This is a genomic window from Microbacterium sp. H6 (assembly GCF_003314775.1).
Lineage (GTDB): Bacteria > Actinomycetota > Actinomycetes > Actinomycetales > Microbacteriaceae > Microbacterium > Microbacterium oxydans.
On record NZ_QOAY01000306.1, the window covers coordinates 121,729 to 138,574 of the forward strand.

20 protein-coding genes and 2 tRNA genes are annotated in these 16,846 nt (G+C 67.1%); 11 read left to right on the top strand and 11 right to left on the bottom strand.

Annotated features, from left to right (window positions below):
* From DSP71_RS24455 to DSP71_RS20620, 5 genes are all read left to right on the top strand, one after another.
* Positions 1–972 (top strand): aspartyl/glutamyl-tRNA amidotransferase subunit A (locus DSP71_RS24455; RefSeq protein WP_258546586.1); only part of this gene is annotated, 972 nt, incomplete at its 5' end.
* On the top strand, positions 972–2,486 hold the full coding sequence (gene gatB / locus DSP71_RS20605; RefSeq protein WP_058630629.1) for an Asp-tRNA(Asn)/Glu-tRNA(Gln) amidotransferase subunit GatB: 1,515 nt from the start codon (positions 972–974) through the stop codon (positions 2,484–2,486). The genes DSP71_RS24455 and gatB, both read left to right, overlap by 1 nt.
* A 47-nt stretch (positions 2,487–2,533) precedes the next feature.
* Entirely contained in the window at positions 2,534–3,790 is a 1,257-nt protein-coding gene (gene dinB / locus DSP71_RS20610; protein WP_058630630.1) for a DNA polymerase IV, read from the top strand.
* A gap of 37 nt (positions 3,791–3,827) precedes the next feature.
* Complete coding sequence (locus tag DSP71_RS20615; RefSeq protein WP_046747046.1) at positions 3,828–4,145, top strand: hypothetical protein; 318 nt, start codon at positions 3,828–3,830, stop codon at positions 4,143–4,145.
* On the top strand, positions 4,129–4,710 hold the full coding sequence (locus DSP71_RS20620; RefSeq protein ID WP_082738362.1) for a hypothetical protein: 582 nt from the start codon (positions 4,129–4,131) through the stop codon (positions 4,708–4,710). Before DSP71_RS20615 ends, DSP71_RS20620 begins: the two co-directional genes overlap by 17 nt.
* Here DSP71_RS20620 and DSP71_RS20625 read toward each other — a convergent pair whose 3' ends face one another.
* From DSP71_RS20625 to orn, 6 genes are all read right to left on the bottom strand, one after another.
* Positions 4,711–5,208, bottom strand: coding sequence for a DUF2017 family protein (locus DSP71_RS20625; protein WP_113681938.1), 498 nt, complete (start codon positions 5,206–5,208; stop codon positions 4,711–4,713).
* On the bottom strand, positions 5,205–5,501 hold the full coding sequence (gene clpS, locus DSP71_RS20630) for an ATP-dependent Clp protease adapter ClpS (protein ID WP_046747044.1): 297 nt from the start codon (positions 5,499–5,501) through the stop codon (positions 5,205–5,207). Before clpS ends, DSP71_RS20625 begins: the two co-directional genes overlap by 4 nt.
* Positions 5,498–5,845 (bottom strand): metallopeptidase family protein, encoded by a 348-nt coding sequence (locus DSP71_RS20635; RefSeq protein ID WP_113681939.1) that lies wholly within the window; start codon positions 5,843–5,845, stop codon positions 5,498–5,500. The genes clpS and DSP71_RS20635 overlap by 4 nt, the downstream gene beginning before the upstream one ends.
* 26 nt (positions 5,846–5,871) lie before the next feature.
* On the bottom strand, positions 5,872–6,501 hold the full coding sequence (locus DSP71_RS20640; protein WP_046747042.1) for a LysE family transporter: 630 nt from the start codon (positions 6,499–6,501) through the stop codon (positions 5,872–5,874).
* 89 nt (positions 6,502–6,590) lie between these two features.
* Positions 6,591–6,665: transfer RNA gene (locus tag DSP71_RS20645), tRNA-His, on the bottom strand.
* A gap of 35 nt (positions 6,666–6,700) precedes the next feature.
* Positions 6,701–7,327 (bottom strand): oligoribonuclease, encoded by a 627-nt coding sequence (orn, locus tag DSP71_RS20650; RefSeq protein ID WP_113681940.1) that lies wholly within the window; start codon positions 7,325–7,327, stop codon positions 6,701–6,703.
* 87 nt (positions 7,328–7,414) lie between these two features.
* Between orn and DSP71_RS20655 the strand changes: the two genes are divergently transcribed.
* A tRNA-Arg gene (locus DSP71_RS20655) sits at positions 7,415–7,490 on the top strand.
* A gap of 55 nt (positions 7,491–7,545) precedes the next feature.
* Here the strand turns inward: DSP71_RS20655 and DSP71_RS20660 are convergent.
* A complete protein-coding gene (locus DSP71_RS20660; RefSeq protein ID WP_113681941.1) occupies positions 7,546–7,815 on the bottom strand; it encodes a hypothetical protein in 270 nt (89 codons plus the stop codon).
* Positions 7,816–8,020: 205 nt separating this feature from the next.
* Here DSP71_RS20660 and DSP71_RS20665 point away from each other — a divergent pair, with 205 nt between their 5' ends.
* From DSP71_RS20665 to DSP71_RS20680, 4 genes are all read left to right on the top strand, one after another.
* Positions 8,021–8,527 carry a single-stranded DNA-binding protein gene (locus DSP71_RS20665; RefSeq protein WP_113681942.1) on the top strand — a complete coding sequence of 169 codons (507 nt, stop codon included), beginning with the start codon at positions 8,021–8,023 and terminating at the stop codon, positions 8,525–8,527.
* Positions 8,528–8,621: 94 nt separating this feature from the next.
* A complete protein-coding gene (locus DSP71_RS20670; protein ID WP_046747039.1) occupies positions 8,622–9,119 on the top strand; it encodes a DUF6993 domain-containing protein in 498 nt (165 codons plus the stop codon).
* A gap of 63 nt (positions 9,120–9,182) precedes the next feature.
* Positions 9,183–10,862, top strand: a complete 1,680-nt coding sequence (gene ettA, locus DSP71_RS20675) for an energy-dependent translational throttle protein EttA (protein WP_046747038.1) — start codon at positions 9,183–9,185, stop codon at positions 10,860–10,862.
* 7 nt (positions 10,863–10,869) lie between these two features.
* Positions 10,870–11,355: a thioesterase family protein gene (locus DSP71_RS20680; RefSeq protein ID WP_046747037.1), complete on the top strand. Its 486-nt coding sequence runs from the start codon at positions 10,870–10,872 to the stop codon at positions 11,353–11,355.
* 114 nt (positions 11,356–11,469) lie between these two features.
* Here the strand turns inward: DSP71_RS20680 and DSP71_RS20685 are convergent, their stop codons facing one another.
* Entirely contained in the window at positions 11,470–12,360 is an 891-nt protein-coding gene (locus DSP71_RS20685; protein ID WP_113681943.1) for an acyl-CoA thioesterase II, read from the bottom strand.
* A 50-nt stretch (positions 12,361–12,410) separates the two neighbouring features.
* Here DSP71_RS20685 and DSP71_RS20690 point away from each other — a divergent pair, with 50 nt between their 5' ends.
* Positions 12,411–13,076, top strand: a complete 666-nt coding sequence (locus tag DSP71_RS20690) for a hypothetical protein (RefSeq protein ID WP_113681944.1) — start codon at positions 12,411–12,413, stop codon at positions 13,074–13,076.
* Here DSP71_RS20690 and DSP71_RS20695 read toward each other — a convergent pair.
* From DSP71_RS20695 to DSP71_RS20705, 3 genes are all read right to left on the bottom strand, one after another.
* Complete coding sequence (locus tag DSP71_RS20695) at positions 13,007–14,506, bottom strand: serine hydrolase (protein ID WP_220151150.1); 1,500 nt, start codon at positions 14,504–14,506, stop codon at positions 13,007–13,009. The two genes, DSP71_RS20690 and DSP71_RS20695, sit on opposite strands and share 70 nt — an antisense overlap.
* 119 nt (positions 14,507–14,625) lie before the next feature.
* On the bottom strand, positions 14,626–16,290 hold the full coding sequence (locus DSP71_RS20700; protein WP_113681945.1) for an FAD-binding dehydrogenase: 1,665 nt from the start codon (positions 16,288–16,290) through the stop codon (positions 14,626–14,628).
* A complete protein-coding gene (locus DSP71_RS20705; protein WP_058631145.1) occupies positions 16,287–16,736 on the bottom strand; it encodes a globin in 450 nt (149 codons plus the stop codon). The genes DSP71_RS20700 and DSP71_RS20705 overlap by 4 nt, the downstream gene beginning before the upstream one ends.
* Positions 16,737–16,846: the final 110 nt, after the last annotated feature.

Here is a 16,846-nt window from a genome sequence, read left to right on the forward strand (position 1 = left end):
GCGCACGTGACCGGCACCGTCGGCGTCAAGCCCACCTACGGCGGTGTGAGCCGCTACGGCGCGATCGCCCTCGCCTCGAGCCTCGACCAGGTCGGCCCGGTCTCCCGCACCGTGCTCGACTCCGGACTGCTGCACGACGCGATCGGCGGCCACGATCCCAAGGACTCGACCTCCCTGCGCGATGCGTGGCCCTCGTTCGCCGAGGCTGCCCGTGAGGGCGCGCGCGGTGACGTGCTCAAGGGGCTCAAGGTCGGCGTGATCCGCGAGCTTCCCGACAGCGGCTTCCAGCCCGGCGTCGCCGCGTCCTTCCGCAGCGCTCTCGCGCTGATGGAGGCCCAGGGCGCGGAGATCGTCGAGATCGGCGCGCCGCACTTCGAGTACGGCGTCGCCGCCTACTACCTGATCCTCCCGGCGGAGGCGTCGAGCAACCTCGCGAAGTTCGACTCGGTCCGTTTCGGCCTGCGGGTGACCCCCGACGGCAACCCGACGGTCGAGGACGTCATGTCCGCGACGCGCGATGCCGGATTCGGCGACGAGGTCAAGCGCCGGATCATCCTCGGCACGTACGCGCTCTCGGCGGGTTACTACGATGCCTACTACGGCAGCGCCCAGAAGGTTCGCACGCTCATCCAGCAGGACTTCGCGAACGCGTTCGCCGAGGTCGACGTGATTGCGACGCCCTCCGCGCCGACCACGGCGTTCAAGCTCGGCGAGAAGATCGACGACCCGCTGCAGATGTACCTCAACGACATCACCACCATCCCGGTGAACCTGGCCGGTGTCCCGGGGATCTCCATCCCCAGTGGGCTGTCGGACGAAGACGGCCTCCCCGTGGGCATCCAGTTCATCGCTCCGGCGCGCGAGGATGCTCGTCTCTACAAGGTCGGCGCAGCGCTCGAGACGCTCCTCGTCGATTCGTGGGGTGCGCCGTTGCTCACCCGTGCACCGCAGCTCGCAGGAGGGAAGCGCTGATGGCCGCCGCCAAGCTCATGGACTTCGACAAGGCGCTCGAGCTGTTCGAGCCGGTCCTCGGATTCGAGGTGCACGTCGAGCTGAACACCAACACCAAGATGTTCTCTGATGCGCCGAACCCGGCGAACGAGGCCTTCCATGCCGCCGAGCCGAACACGCTCATCGCGCCGGTCGACCTCGGGCTCCCGGGCTCGCTTCCGGTCGTGAACGAGACGGCAATCCGCTCCTCGATCAGTCTCGGTCTGGCTCTCGGCTGCTCGATCGCCGAATCGAGCCGGTTCGCGCGGAAGAACTACTTCTACCCCGACCTGGGCAAGAACTACCAGATCTCGCAGTACGACGAGCCGATCGCGTACGAGGGTTCGGTGGAGGTCGAGCTCGAGGACGGGACGCTCATCACGATCCCCATCGAGCGCGCGCACATGGAAGAGGACGCCGGGAAGCTGACCCACATGGGCGGTGCGACCGGGCGCATCCAGGGCGCCGAGTACTCGCTCGTCGACTACAACCGCGCCGGCGTGCCCCTGGTCGAGATCGTGACGAAGACGATCTTCGGCACCGACCACCGTGCGCCGGAGGTCGCGAAGGCCTATGTGCAGGCCATCCGCGACATCGTGCGGGGACTCGGCATCTCCGAAGCTCGTCTGGAGCGCGGCAACCTGCGCTGCGACGCCAACGTCTCGCTCCGTCCGCGCGGACAGGAGAAGCTCGGCACCCGCACCGAGACGAAGAACGTCAACTCGATGCGTTCCGTCGAGCGTGCCGTGCGATACGAGATCCAGCGTCAGGCGCAGATCCTCGCGGACGGCGGCACCATCACGCAGGAGACCCGGCACTGGCACGAGGACACCGGCACGACCTCGCCGGGACGGCCCAAGTCGGATGCCGACGATTACCGCTACTTCCCCGAACCGGATCTGCTGCCCGTGGAGCCGGCAGCCGAGCTGGTCGAGGAACTGCGCGAGGCGCTTCCGGAGCAGCCGGTGGCTCGCCGCCGCCGCCTCATGACCGAATGGGGATTCACCGACCTGGAGTTCCAGGACGTCCGCAACGGCGGTCTGCTCGAGGTCGTCGAGGCGACCATCGCCGCCGGGGCGACCCCCGCGACCGCGCGCAAGTGGTGGACCGGTGAGATCACCCGTATCGCGAACTCCCAGGAGAAGGACGCGACCGAGCTGATCAGCCCGGAGAGCGTGGCTGCTCTGCAGCAGCTCGTCGATGCGGGAACCCTGACCGACAAGCTCGCGCGTCAGGTGCTCGAGGGCGTCATCGCCGGGGAGGGTTCGCCGCAGGAAGTGGTCGACTCGCGTGGGCTCGCGGTCGTCTCCGACGACGGAGCGCTGATCGCCGCCATCGATGAGGCCCTCGCAGCGCAGCCCGATGTGATGGCCAAGATCAAGGACGGTAAGGTGCAGGCCGCCGGCGCCGTGATCGGGGCCGTCATGAAGGCGATGAAGGGCCAGGCGGACGCCGCCCGTGTCCGTGAGCTCATTCTCGAGCGCGCTGCGCAGTAGCGCGCCGTCCCGGGCCTCGTGTCGGAGGCCCGGGGGAGAATGGTCGTATGGGACACGGTGACGGGCGGGGGCGGATCGTATCCGCCCCCGACGCCGACGACTCCGGCACGCGGATTCTCCATGTCGACATGGACGCGTTCTACGCCGCCGTGGAGGTGCTCGACGATCCTTCCCTCCGCGGACTGCCTCTGATCATCGGAGCTCCCGATGGGCGTTCCGTGGTGTCGAGCGCATCGTACGAGGCGAGACGCTACGGCGTCCGGGCGGCGATGCCGGTGTCGCAGGCCCTTCGACTGTGCCCGACCGCGCGCATCGTCCCGCCGCACTTCCACCGCTACCAGGAGGTCTCCCGGCAGGTCATGGCGATCTTCGAGTCGTTCACCCCGCTGGTCGAGCCGCTGTCCGTCGATGAGGCGTTCCTCGATGTGCAGGGTGTGCGTCGACTCTGGGGGAGTCCTGCACGCATCGCCGAGCTCATCCGACAACGAGTCCTCGACGAGGTGGGAATCACCTGCAGCGTGGGAGTGGCGGCGACCAAGCACGTCGCGAAGATGGCCTCGACGATCGCCAAGCCCGACGGGATGCTCGTGGTCGCAGCGAGGGACACCCTCGACTTCCTGGCGCCGAGATCGGTCCGGGCCATGTGGGGCGTCGGTCCGAAAGCGGCGGAGGCTCTGGAGGCGCGTGGTATCCGCACGGTGCAGGACGTCCGCGATGCGCGCCCCGGTATGGTCGAACGCGCCGTGGGCACGGCCCTCAGCATGCGTCTCGGAGAACTCGCGCGGGGGGAAGACCCGCGAGCGGTGCACACGGAGCGGGTGGAGAAGAGCATCGGCCACGAGGAGACGTTCGACCACGACATCCTCGACCGTCCGTTCCTGCGAGCCGAACTGCTGCGGCTGGCCGACCGGGTCGCGGCTCGGCTCCGGCGCGCGGAGTGGGAGACCTCGACCGTCGCCGTCAAGATCCGCTTCGACGACTTCCGCACGGTCAACCGCTCTCAGACCTTGAGCGAACCCACCGCGGTGGGGCAACGCATCGGCGAGGCCGCGCAGTCGCTGTTCGAGCTGATCGATCGGCGAGACCCCGTCCGGCTCGTCGGTGTTCGCGCCGAGAACCTGCGTCCTGCCGGCGGCGGGGGCCTGGCTCTCTGGGACGAAGACGAGGACTGGCGCAAAGTCGAGGGGGCCGTCGACGAGGCCGTCGCTCGGTTCGGCACGGCGACGATCAGTCGCGCGCGGCACATAGGTCGCGGAGACGGTCGGGGAGCCGCTCAGCATCCGAAGGCCCATGGCGTGAATTGATCCCGCACCGGCGCGGTTCCTGGACTAGCGTGGGGGTATGCCGAACATTGCACTGGAACTCGGAAAGCAGGCTGCGTCCTTCGGCGTGAAGAGCGCATACGGAGAACCACAGGACGTCGGTGGAGTGAGTATCACCCCGGTGGCGTTCACGTACTCCGGTTTCGGTGGCGGCAGCGGCGACGGCGGCGAGGGTGGCGGCGGCGGTGGCGTCTCCGTTCCGGTCGGCGTGTACGTGCGTCGCGAGGAGGGTCTGCGCTTCGAGCCCAACATCATCACGCTGCTCGTGGTCGCTGTCCCCTTCGTCTGGGTCGCCGGACGGGCGCTCACTCGCATCATCCGTGCCCTCAAGAAGTGACGATCCGGTCGCGGCTGCACTGGAGCACGCCGCGGCACTGATCGAGCAGGACGTCCGTGCCGTGGCCGCGGCGAACCCGGTCGTCCTCATCGACGGCGGCAGCGGGGCCGGCAAGTCCTCTCTCGCGGCATTGCTGGTGAGACGTTGGCCCGTGGTCGGGCACGTGCAGCTCATCGCCCTGGATTCCCTCTATCCGGGGTGGGACGGACTCGACGGCGGCGCGGAGCGCGCCCGCGAGTGGATCCTCGGTCCGCACGGACGCGGCTACATCGGCATCTGGCGCCGCTGGGATTGGGAAGAGCAGTCCGAGGCGGAGAGTCATGCCGTCGACCCCTCCCTCGGAATGATCATCGAGGGGAGCGGCATCCTTCGCCCCTCCACGGCGGGTCTCGCCGATGTCAGAGTCTGGGTGGAGTCGGGGGAAGCCTCGCGGAAGGCGCGCGCCCTCGCTCGCGACGGGGACACCTATCGCCCGCACTGGGACCGCTGGGCCGCGCAGGAACGCCGTCACATCGAGCGGGATGATCCTCGCTCCCTGGCGACGCGTATCGTCGAGGTTCCCTGACTACGCGCCCGACTCGGCTTCGTCTGCTGCCTGGATGAGAAGCTCCAGGCGATAGCCCAGCCAGTCGTACACGTCGTGACGTCTGTCCGACATCGCGTGCTGGTCCGTCGTGATCCCCAGACGATCAGCGATCACGAGGCGCAGGGCCGTCACGGTGCGGAGCCACGATTCCAGATCGCCCAGGGTGATGGAGAGGTCACGAGTGCGAACCGCTTCTGCATCCGTGAGGCCCGCAGTGGGGGCAGAGACCTCTTCAAGCGCAGCACGCATGCGACGCGCGTCCGCGAGGCGCCGATCGAGCAGATCCTTCCGCGTGCTCCCGGCGAAATCGGCAGCGGCGTCGGGGTCATCGGGATACGGGTTGGGCGTCAGGCGGTCGACGGCCGGGTCCTCGCCGTTCCGCGATTCACCGATGAGCTCGATGAAGTCGTCGAGCAGCATCGCCAGGTGATGCTCCTCGATGGCGCTGATCGTGACGGTGATGCGGTCTGAGGTCATGGGGAGGCCCTTCTGACCGTCGCCCAGAGGCCGTAGTCGTGCATCGCCTGCGCGTGGACCTCCATGGTCTCCCGGGGACCCGTGGCCACGATCGCGTGCCCGTCGTTGTGCACCGCGAGCATGAGCGCTGTCGCGTGGTCGAGCGAGTAGCCGAAGTACTTCCGGAAGACGCGGACGACGTAGCTCATGAGGTTCACCGGATCATTCCAGACGACGACCTGCCACGGCTCCAGAGGTGCGGCACTGAGTTCGATCGTCTCCTCGAGATCGGGGACTGCCGTGGGCATCGTCATGCCCAGCCCAACTCGTGCAGCTGCGCATCATCGATCCCGTAGAAGTGCGCGATCTCATGCACCAACGTCCTGTGGATCTCGTCGCGGAGTTCTTGCTCCGTCTCGCACTGCGCAAGATGCGGTTCGCGGTAGACGACGATGCGATCGGGGAGTTCGCCCATCCCGTACTGCGTCCGCTCCGTCAGCGCCAGTCCGTCATAGAGACCGAGCAGATCGAGGCTGCCGTCCTCCGGGCGGTCCTCCACCACGAACACCACGTTGTCGAGCCCTTCGACCATGTCGTCGGGGAGCAGATCGAGCTCGTCGATCACGAGCTCTTCGAAGGCGGCCGCATCCATGTCCATCCCCTCCAGCCTAGGGGCGACAGCCCTCAGTGGAGGAGAACGAGAATCGCGGCGACCGCTATGAAGAGCGTGCCGAAGACCGTGTTGAGCACTCGCTGTCCGCGCGCGGTTCGCGTGAGGCGACGGAACGGACGCGCGGCTGCTGCGAAGAACCCCCACATCACGATCACGTCCACCACGATCACGGTCGCGATGAGCGTGAGGTACTGGGGGAGCGGGGGCTGATCCAGTCTGACGAATTGGGGGATGAACGCAAGGAAGAACACGATCGCCTTGGGATTGAGCAGGTTCACCCAGAAGCCGCGGCGGATCATCGACCACGGGCTCTCACGGGAGTCGACCGGAACGGGTGCGTCCTCGACCGCCACGGTCGGCTTCGTCAGGATCAGCCGGACGCCGAGAAACACGAGGTAGGCCGCTCCGGCGTAGCGGATCCCGTTGAAGAGAAGCTCCGAACGGGACACGAGGAGCCCGACTCCCGCGGCGACGACCGCCACATGGACGATCAGGGCGATCTGCTGGCCGACGATGCCCCAGATGGAACGACGCCATCCCTGATTCATCGCATTCGACATCGTGTTGATCGCGCCGGCCCCCGGCGTGAAGCTGATGACGACGGAAGCGGTCAGCAACGAGAACCAGACCGCGAGCGACACGTCGTCAGTCTAGGGCTTCGCGGGGGCGCATCATTCGAGGCACAGATGCGAAGAAGGCCCGAACCTTGCGATTCGGGCCTTCTTCTGGAGGGTGAGTAACGGGACTCGAACCCGCGACATCCGGCACCACAAGCCAGCGCTCTACCAGCTGAGCTATACCCACCATGTGCCCACCGGAGCGGGCAACCATACGAGTCTATTACATGTTCGGAGTGAACTCTGACACCGTACGGGAAGCGATCTCGCGAGCCTCGTCGCTCGACGGACCCGGCTCATCGACGAACACGGCCTCCCGGTAGTAGCGGAGCTCCCTGATCGACTCCAGGATGTCAGCAAGGGCGCGGTGACCGCCGTCCTTCGGGGGAGCCTGGAAGAACACCCGCGGATACCAGCGGCGCGACAGCTCCTTGATGCTCGACACGTCGACGTTGCGGTAATGCAGCCACTGATCGACCTGGGGCATGTACTTTGCCAGGAACATCCTGTCCGTGCCGATCGTGTTGCCTGCCAGAGGAGCCTTCCGCTCGAGCGGAACGAAGCGCTTGATATAGGCGAGAGTCTGCGCCTCCGCCTCTTCGAGCGAGAGACCGCCTGCGATCTCGTCGATGAGCCCCGAGGTCTCGTGCATGTTCGTGACGAAGTCATTCATGTGATCGAGGGCCGCTTCGCTGGCTCTGATCACCACCTGGAACCCCGCATCGACGGGGTTGAGTTCGAAGTCGGTGATCACGACCGCAATCTCCACGAGTTCGTCGACTGCGAGATCGAGGCCCGTCATCTCGCAGTCGATCCATACGAGACGGTCGTTCTCGGACGCAGATACCATGTCGCCATCCTATCGACGGTCCCGACATCCCCGACCGGAACCGGCGTCATGATCGTTCGGCAGGAGCGCGATACTCTAGACGCGTGCGCCTCCGTAGCTCAGGGGATAGAGCAGGAGCCTTCTAATCTCTTGGTCGCAGGTTCGAATCCTGCCGGGGGCACCACGCAGCATCGAATCCCGGTGAGAGACGCGGAAGGGGACCGGCCTCCTGGCCGTCGTCAGGAAGCACGCAGAGCCGCGACCGCGTCGTCCACACTCCAGAACTCGCCGACGACGCGGAACACGCCCGTCGCGAGGTGCAGCCGTTCGGCGCGGTACCGAAGCCCCAGCGGATCGGCGACGATCCGGAGATGACCCAGGATGTGCTCCCGGCGATCCTGGACCCTCCAGAGGTGATCGGCAGCGCGGACCAGATGCTCGCGCGCAGAGGAGAGTCGAGGCGTGGCGAACGGGACGTCGGGTAGGGAAGTGGTCAGGTGGTCGGACATCGGTACTCCTTTCATGATTCGAAGATATGACCGACCACCGACATTCGCCGTCGCAGGTTCCGTCGCTGTCATCGGGGCTTTCTCTCCACCGTCCGCGCGATCTGCAATCTGTCCACCGGTTGCGTCTTCACCGCATCCGCGGCCCGAGGCTCCCGCGCAAGCTGGAGAAAGCCGGAAGAGACCCGGCGATCGAGAGGATACGAACATGATCGACACCCTGACCATCGTGGGACGAGTCGCCACCGACCCGGCGCAGACACAGACAGGCGGAGGGGTCCCTGTCACCAACTTCCGCCTTGCCACCACGCACCGTCGCTTCGATGCCGCGACGCAGACGTGGACGGATTCGGGCACCAACTGGTACTCGGTGGCGGCGTTCCGCCACCTCGGAGAGAACGCCAAGGCGTCGCTGCGCACGGGAGACAGCGTCATCGTGACGGGGCGTCTCAAGATCCGCAACTGGGAGAGCAACGGGAAGCACGGCACCAGTGTCGACATCGAGGCAGATGCGATCGGCCATGATCTGCGGTGGGGAACCACGGCGTATCGCCCGCAGCCGCGTCCGCAGACGGGTACTCCCGACTCGTCGACCGAATCACCGGATACGCGTGTCTCCGAGGATGACGTCGATGCGCTGGGCTCGGGGAGCGATTCATCCGCGTTCGCACTCTCCTGGTCGGCACCGGACGTAGAGGTGGCCGGGAGCGCGTGACGGGCGCTGCCTCGGCGACGGCGCACGGCTGCGCGCGTGAACGGGGGCACGAGGACAGCGCAGGTGTGATGAGAAGGCGACGTAGACTCGGCACGTGCTTCGTCGATCGGTCCTTCCTCCGCCGCGCACAGCCGGTGCACTAGCCGCCGCCGCTGTCGTCGCCATGCTCCTGTCCGGCTGCACGCCGACCGCCGCACCGTCTCCCTCCGCCACGGCCTCCGCCTCACCGGACGCGGAATCGACGGCACCCGTCGGGCCCGTTCTCGTGCCGGATGGCAGCGCCGACGACAATCTGCCGCTGTTCACCGCTACCGCGGAGGGCGTTTGGGCGACCGAGCAGCGCGGCGAAGGTCGGGCGTACATCGACGCGCTGATCGGCGCAGGATTCGATCGCGATTCGATGCAGGTGACCCAGGACCTGACCACGGTGGGCAACCCGGCGGAGAGTCTGCAGTTCTCGGTCCGCTGGGGCAATGACGAGTGCCTCGTCGGCCAGGTCGGCCCTTCCACCGGTCAGGTCGTCACGGCGGTTCTCCCGCAGCTCGCGGAGGGGCGCTGTCTCGTCGGCACCACACGTCCGATCGACTGGTGAGATGCCAGGGGGCCGGTAGGCTGGAGTGTCGATCTTCGACGCCAACAGAAGGAGCGGTTTTCGGTGGCTGAGTACATCTACTCGATGGTTCGTGCGCGCAAGGCGGTGGGCGAGAAGCTCATCCTCGACGACGTGACCATGGCGTTCCTCCCCGGGGCCAAGATCGGCATGGTCGGTCCGAACGGCGCGGGTAAGTCGACCATCCTCAAGATCATGGCAGGACTCGACACCCCGTCGAACGGCGAGGCGAAGCTCTCCCCGGGCTTCACGGTCGGCATCCTGATGCAGGAACCTGAACTCGACGAGACCAAGACCGTTCTGGAGAACATCCAGGACGGGATCGCGATCAAGGCCAAGCTCGACCGGTTCAACGAGATCTCCGCTCTGATGGCGGATCCCGATGCCGACTTCGACGCTCTCCTCGCCGAGATGGGCTCGCTTCAGGAGGAGATCGACGCGGCAGACGGTTGGGACCTCGACTCGCAGCTCGAGCAGGCCATGGACGCCCTCCGCACCCCTCCGGGAGACGCGGCCATCGCACCCCTGTCGGGTGGAGAGAAGCGTCGTGTGGCGCTGGCGAAGCTGCTCCTCCAGAAGCCCGATCTGCTGCTCCTGGACGAGCCGACCAACCACCTCGACGCCGAGAGCGTGCTCTGGCTCGAGCAGCACCTCCAGGCATACAAGGGCGCCGTCATCGCCATCACCCACGACCGGTACTTCCTCGACCACGTGGCCGAGTGGATCGCCGAGGTCGACCGCGGCCGTCTGATCGGCTACGAGGGCAACTACTCGACGTACCTGGAGAAGAAGGGCGAACGCCTCGAGATCCAGGGCAAGAAGGACGCCAAGCTCGCCAAGCGCCTCAAGGAGGAGCTGGAGTGGGTGCGTTCCAGCGCGAAGGGTCGCCAGACCAAGTCGAAGGCGCGTCTCGCCCGATACGAGGAGATGGCTTCCGAGGCGGAGCGGACCAGGAAGCTCGACTTCGAGGAGATCCAGATTCCGGCGGGCCCGCGTCTCGGAAGCGTTGTCATCGAGGCCAAGAACCTGAAGAAGGGCTTCGACGGGCGCTCGCTCATCGATGGACTCAGCTTCAGCCTCCCGCCGAACGGCATCGTCGGCGTCATCGGGCCGAACGGTGTGGGAAAGACCACCCTGTTCAAGACCATCGTCGGGCTCGAGCCGCTCGACGGCGGAGACCTGAAGATCGGTGAGACGGTCAAGATCAGCTATGTCGACCAGTCCCGCTCCAACATCGACCCGAACAAGACGCTGTGGGAGGTCGTCTCCGACGGCCTCGACTACATCACGGTCGGCAAGACCGAGATCCCGTCGCGCGCCTACGTGTCGAAGTTCGGCTTCAAGGGCCCCGATCAGCAGAAGAAGGCCGGCGTGCTCTCCGGTGGTGAGCGCAACCGCCTCAACCTGGCGCTGACCCTCAAGGAGGGTGGCAACCTGCTTCTTCTCGACGAGCCCACGAACGACCTCGACGTCGAGACCCTGAGCTCGCTGGAGAACGCGCTGCTCGAGTTCCCCGGCTGCGCCGTGGTGATCACCCACGACCGGTGGTTCCTCGACCGCATCGCCACGCACATCCTCGCCTACGAGGGAACCGACGAGAAGCCGGACCAGTGGTATTGGTTCGAGGGCAACTTCGAGGCGTACGAGGAGAACAAGATCGAGCGTCTCGGAGCCGATGCCGCCAAGCCGCACCGCTCGACCCACCGCAAGCTGACGCGCGACTGACTCCGTCATGACCGCGACGCCGGGGCCCCGCCTGCACATCCCGATCCAGCTCCGCTGGGGCGATCTGGATGCGTTCAACCACGTCAACAACACCTCGATGCTGAAACTGCTCGAGGAGGCTCGCGTGCGAGCGTTCTGGCGTGCGGGCCCCGGCGAGGAGGCTCCATCGACGGCGGTGCTCGATTCGGGCATCGAAGAGGGGATCCTCACGCTGATCGCCCGCCAGGAGATCGAATACCTCGCGCCGGTGCCGTATCAGCGGCGACCGCTCGAGGTGCAGATGTGGTTCGGCAAGCTCGGCGGATCCAGCGTCGAGGTCTGCTACGAGGTACACAACGATCCGACGGCGGAACCTCGTCAGATCTACGCGCGCTCGACGGCGATCATCGTCCTGGTCGACGCGCAGACCGGTCGCCCGACCCGCCTGACCCAGGAGATGCGCGACGTCTGGGAGCCGTACGTCGGCGAATCGATCGAGTACACACACCGCTGACACCGGCCGCGGTCCCGGTCGCAGCGCGCCTCGACCGAAGCTGCCAGCTCTTCAAGCCGGTCGGGCCAGTCAAACCCGGCAGACGCTTTCAGCGCTGCTGGTCAGTGCTGCTCGTCAGTCCTGATCGTCAGGGACGCGGATCATGATCTCCTGCGCGACGCTCGCCACGAACTCGCCGTCACGGGTGAAGATCCGGCCGGTGGCGAGTCCCCGTCCGCCGCGCGCGTTCGGCGACTCCTGCACGTACAGGAGCCACTCGTCCACCCGCGCGGGCCGGTGCCACCACATCGCGTGATCGAGGCTCGCGACTTTGAGACCGGGAAGCGCCCAGTACACGCCGTGCGCCCGAAGGATGGACTCCTGGATCGTCATGTCGCTGAGGTAGGCGATGGCTGCGCGATGCAGACGCGGGTCGTCGGGGAGCGGAGCGCGCAGGCGCATCCACACGGCCTGCTGCGGTATGCGCTCGTCGTCACTGGGCAGATACAACGGCGAGTCGACGTGACGGATGTCCGCTGCCCGCTCGCTCAGCATCCGGGCCGTCCCGCCGGGGAGCCCCTGCACGCGGGCCTCGTCCGGAGCCAGGTCTTCCGGTGCGGGAATGCCCTCCGGCATCGATGCCGCATGTTCGACACCGGGGTCCGCGTCCTGGAAGGAAGCGATCATCGAGAAGATCGGCACTCCGTTCTGGTACGCCTGGGCACGGCGCGTCGAGAAGGAACGTCCGTCGTGGATGCGGTCCACAGAGATCGTGATGCCCTGGCTCGCGTCGCCGGGGCGCAGGAAGTAGCCGTGCATCGAGTGCGCAGCCCGATCCTCGGGGAGCGTGCGTTCGGCAGCCAGGAGCGCCTGAGCGAGGACCTGGCCACCGTAGATCCGTCCGCTCGGCATCGGGTGCGAAGAACCCGTGAAGATGTCCTCCGTGGTCCGTGCCTGCGTCGAATCGAGATCGAGCACCTCGAGCAGTCGCTCGACGGTCCGGGTGGCGTGCTCGTCCGTGCTCATCTGTTCCTCTCCGCGCCCCGAGGCGCCGCTCCGTTGGTAGTTTAGAACGCGTGCCGCATCACCTCCTCCTCGCCGACCCGGACACAGCGAAGGACGTTCTCACGTTCGTGGGACGCGCGTCACGGATCACGGACGAGGGAGTACGGTTGCAGGCGGGGAACGGTGTGCTCGCCCTCACGACCGCGGCGCTCGCTCCCCATGGACTCTTCGACCAGACACCGACGATCCTCGCGATGCGGATCGTGCACGCCGACCCCGAGCTCGAGTGCGACATCGTGGTCGACCAGCTCTCGCAGACCGATGAGCCGCAGCGGCTCGGTCTCCCGGAGACCGGGATGTCGCCCGCCTGGGCCGGGGTGGCTCCGCCCCGTGGCTCTTGGGAGCCCGTAGGGGAGCTCGACGCATCTGTGATCGCGCAGCGCGCGCAGTGGGGAATCTCCGCCGTCGCCCGCGGCGCAGCCCCGGGATCCGGCGAAGAAGCCGTACGCGCCCTGCGTGCGGCGATCTGGGGCGAACCCGACGAGGACCTCGACTGCCTCCCTCGGGGAATCGCCTTCGCTGCCGACGCGATGGGGTTCATCTCCGGTGAGGAGCAGGTCCGCGTGTCGAAGTCGGGGCGGTGGACACGTCTCGCCTTCCGACGTGGTCACGTGCTCTCGCGCGGTCCCGTCGCATCGGGTCTCACGAGCGTCCGGGACACCGGCTCCGCGGGCTGAGATCCTCCGGGCGCCCGCGAGTCCAACCGCAGCGCCACGATCCTGCTCACCAGCGCGCTTGTGCCACCCAGTACGAGCACGAGTCCCAGAGCGTCCAGGAGCGGGAACAGCCAGAGGTCGATCACCCAGTACTGCCAGTTGACGGATCCCCCGAGCAGCCCTGGCACCAGGGGGACGAAGAACCCCGCCACGATGACGAGCGCGAACGGAACGAGCCGGACACCGGCACGCGACCTCCCCTCTCCGCGCATCCGCCTCGCCCACCGCGGAGCCCTCAGCGTCGTGACGAGCAGAACGATCGACGCGAACGCTGTGACACCCAGGAGGATCCTGTTCGCGATATCCAGCGGATTCTCGTACGTCGCCGCGGACGCGTCGCCTTCGATCAGGTGACGCACCAGCTCGCCGGGGGAGCCCACCCCGTTCGTCAGCACCACGGCTGCGGTACCGGTGGTGCTGTCGAAGGCCATCGACCCGCCGAACGTCGCGAGAGTACCCCCGTGCGACAGGACGCCGGGCGCTGGTGCTCCGTCCGGACCGAGGTTCTGCCATCCCAGGGCATACGACACGGCGCCCGGTTGCACAGAATGCAGTTCCTCCCGCAGCACCGGATCCAGGATGTCCGCACCGACGTCACCCTGGTTGAAACCCAGCCATTGCACCATGTCGGAAAGCGTCGAGACCACACCACCGTTGCCGCCGCACCGGCCCGGCATCTCCGGCATGACATAGGCGACCCTGAGCACCACGGAGTAGCCGGGTGTGAGCCCGTCGACGCTCTGATCACAGGCGTCGACGCTTCGAGAGTCGCGCATCCCGAGCGGGGCGAAAAGCCGCTGACGGAGGAACTCGTCGAGGCTCTGCCCGGAGACGACCTCGACGATGCGGGCCGCGAGCGAGTAGTTCGTGTTGTGGTATTCGAAACGAGCACCCGGATCCGCGACGAGTCGTCGTCCTGTGAGTTCAGCCACCACCGCCCGCGTGTTACGCGGCGCCGGCAGCGAGAACTCGTCGTTCGTCTGCAGCGAGAGCCCCGACGTATGAGACAAGAGCTGTCTGATCGTGATGTCCCGATGCCTGGGGTCGGCCATCGTGAATTCAGGGAGCCGCTCGACGACGAGGTCGTCGAGCGCCAGCGCTCTATCCTGCACGAGGAGCATGATCGCGGTCGCCGTGATCGACTTGCTCATCGACGCGATCCGGAACGGCGTCTGCGGAGTGATCGGGTCGCCCGCTCCGTCACGGCCGTGCACGATCAGGTCGACGTCACCATTCGTGATGACCGCTGCCGCGACCCCGGGCGTCGCGAACGCCTCGGCGTAGCTCCCGACCGCGCTTTCATGCGCCGTCGACGCCTCGGCGGCGGCAGCGGAGAGCGTACCGCCGAGGATCGATGCCGAGACGAGACCGAGGATGCAGAGGATGCGCACGAGTCCACGGTAGGGAGCTGGACGCGACGACTCGAGACCCGCCGCCGCCGCTTCGGGTTACCCCGAACAAGCAGGATGGATGCCCCGAAGAGGTTCACCCGGAAAGCCCGGGACCGAGATCATCCGGCCAGAGCCGCAGCCCGTCCGGCGATGCGGCCGGAGAACAGACACCCGCCGAGGAACGTGCCCTCGAGCGCACGGTAGCCGTGCACTCCGCCACCGCCGAAACCGCTCGCCTCGCCAGCCGCGTACAACCCGGGGATCGGCTCGCCGACCGCGTTCAGCGCGCGCCCTTGGAGGTCGGTGTTGATGCCGCCGAGCGACTTGCGGGTGAGCACGTGCAGCTTCACCGCGACGAGCGGCCCCGCGGCCGGATCCTGAAGGCGATGCGGAGCCGCCGTTCGGATGAGCTTGTCGCCTCGATAGCTGCGCATGGAACGGAGCATGCCGATCTGCGCGTCCTTCGTGAAGTCGTTCTCCATCTCCCGATCGCGGGCGAGCACCTCGCGCCGCACGTTGTCGATGTCCAGCACCTCGCCGCCGGCGTGCCTCTGCATCTGCTCCAGCAGCGAATCGAGGTCGTTCTCCACGATGAAGTCCTCACCCTCGTCGAGGAACGCCTGCACCGGCCCTGTGGGCCCCTTCGCCAGGCGGGACTTCAACAGGAGGCCCACGTCCTTCCCGGTGAGGTCGGGGTTCTGCTCGCTTCCGGAGAGGGCGAACTCCTTCTCGACGATCTGGCGCGACGTGACGAACCAGGAGTGGTCGTGCCCGGTCGTGCGCAGATGAGCGAGAGTCCCGAGAGTGTCGAATCCGGGGAACAGCGGCACGGGCAGGCGAGTGCCGGTCGCGTCGAACCACAGCGAGGACGGCCCGGGGAGGATGCGGATCCCGTGCGACGGCCACACCGGATCCCAGTTGGCGATGCCTTCGACGTAGTGCCACATGCGATCGCCGTTGATCAGCCGGGCACCGGCGGCTTCGCTCACACCGTGCATCGAGCCGTCGACATACGCGGGCACCCCGGTGAGCATGTGCTCCGGTGCAGTGCCGAGGCGCGCGGGCCAAGCGGCGCGTACAAGGTCGTGGTTTCCACCGATACCGCCCGACGAGACGATGGTCGCTGTCGCCGTGATCTCGAAATCGTCGACGACGTCGCGCGATGAAGGCTCACCGCGCTTCGACCCGCTCGTCGCGAGGATCTGCCCGCGTGCCCCGGTGACGGTTCCGTCGGTCACCAGCAGCTCGGAGACGCGGTGGCGGGGGAGCACGGTCAGGCGCCCCTCTCGCTCCCCTTGCTCGACAGCTGCGGCGAACGGCGCGACGATTCCCGGGCCGGTGCCCCACGTGATGTGGAAGCGGGGCACGGAGTTGCCAGGTCCGATAGCGCCGTAGCCGCCGCGCTCCGCCCAGCCGACGACGGGGAAGAAGCCGACCCCACGTTCACGGAGCCACGCGCGCTTCTCGCCGGCGGCGAACTGCAGGTACGCCTCGGCCCATCGCCGGGGCCACTCGTCTTCCGGTCGATCGAATCCGGCGTTGCCCACCCAGTCCTGGGTCGCCAGTTCCAACGAGTCCTTTATGCCGAGGCGCCGCTGCTCGGGGGAGTCGATGAAGAACAGCCCTCCGAACGACCACCAGGCCTGCCCACCGAGGTTCGTGCGCGGTTCCTGATCCACCAGGATGACACGCCGCCCGGCATCGAGCGCCTCGGCGGCGGCGACCAGGCCCGCCAACCCCCATCCGATCACCAGGACGTCTGCGGACAGGGGCGTTGTCGTCATGGGGTCTCCGTTGATTCCTGACGTGAGCGGGTCTCGAGCGTGGGCCGGCCGCCGGGTCCGGCGCCGATCCCGGAAGGTTCGCGTGTGTTCACCATGGCATAGGCCGCGCGCTCCAGGTAGTCCCACAGCGTGGTTTCGTGCAGGGGAGACAACTGCGCCTCGTCGAGCGCGGTGCGCATGTGACGAAGCCAACGGTCTCGCGCATCCGCATCGATGTGGAACGGCATGTGCCTCATGCGCAGACGCGGATGCCCGCGGGTTTCGCCGTACGTCGTGGGGCCGCCCCAGTACTGCTCGAGGAACATCCGAAGACGGTCTTCGGCAGGACCGAGGTCTTCCTCCGGGTACATCGGCTTCATGACGGGGTCCAGCGCGACCTCGCGGTAGAACACGGAGACGATCTTCCGGAAGGTCTCGTGCCCGCCGATCTCGTCGTAGAAGGTCACTTCTGGGTGCTCCCGTCGTCGTTCGGCTTCTTCCGCCGCCAGATACCTCGGTCGGGGACCACCGGCACGCCGGTCACCGCGTTCGGGCGCGTTCTCGGCGGGGTCGCACC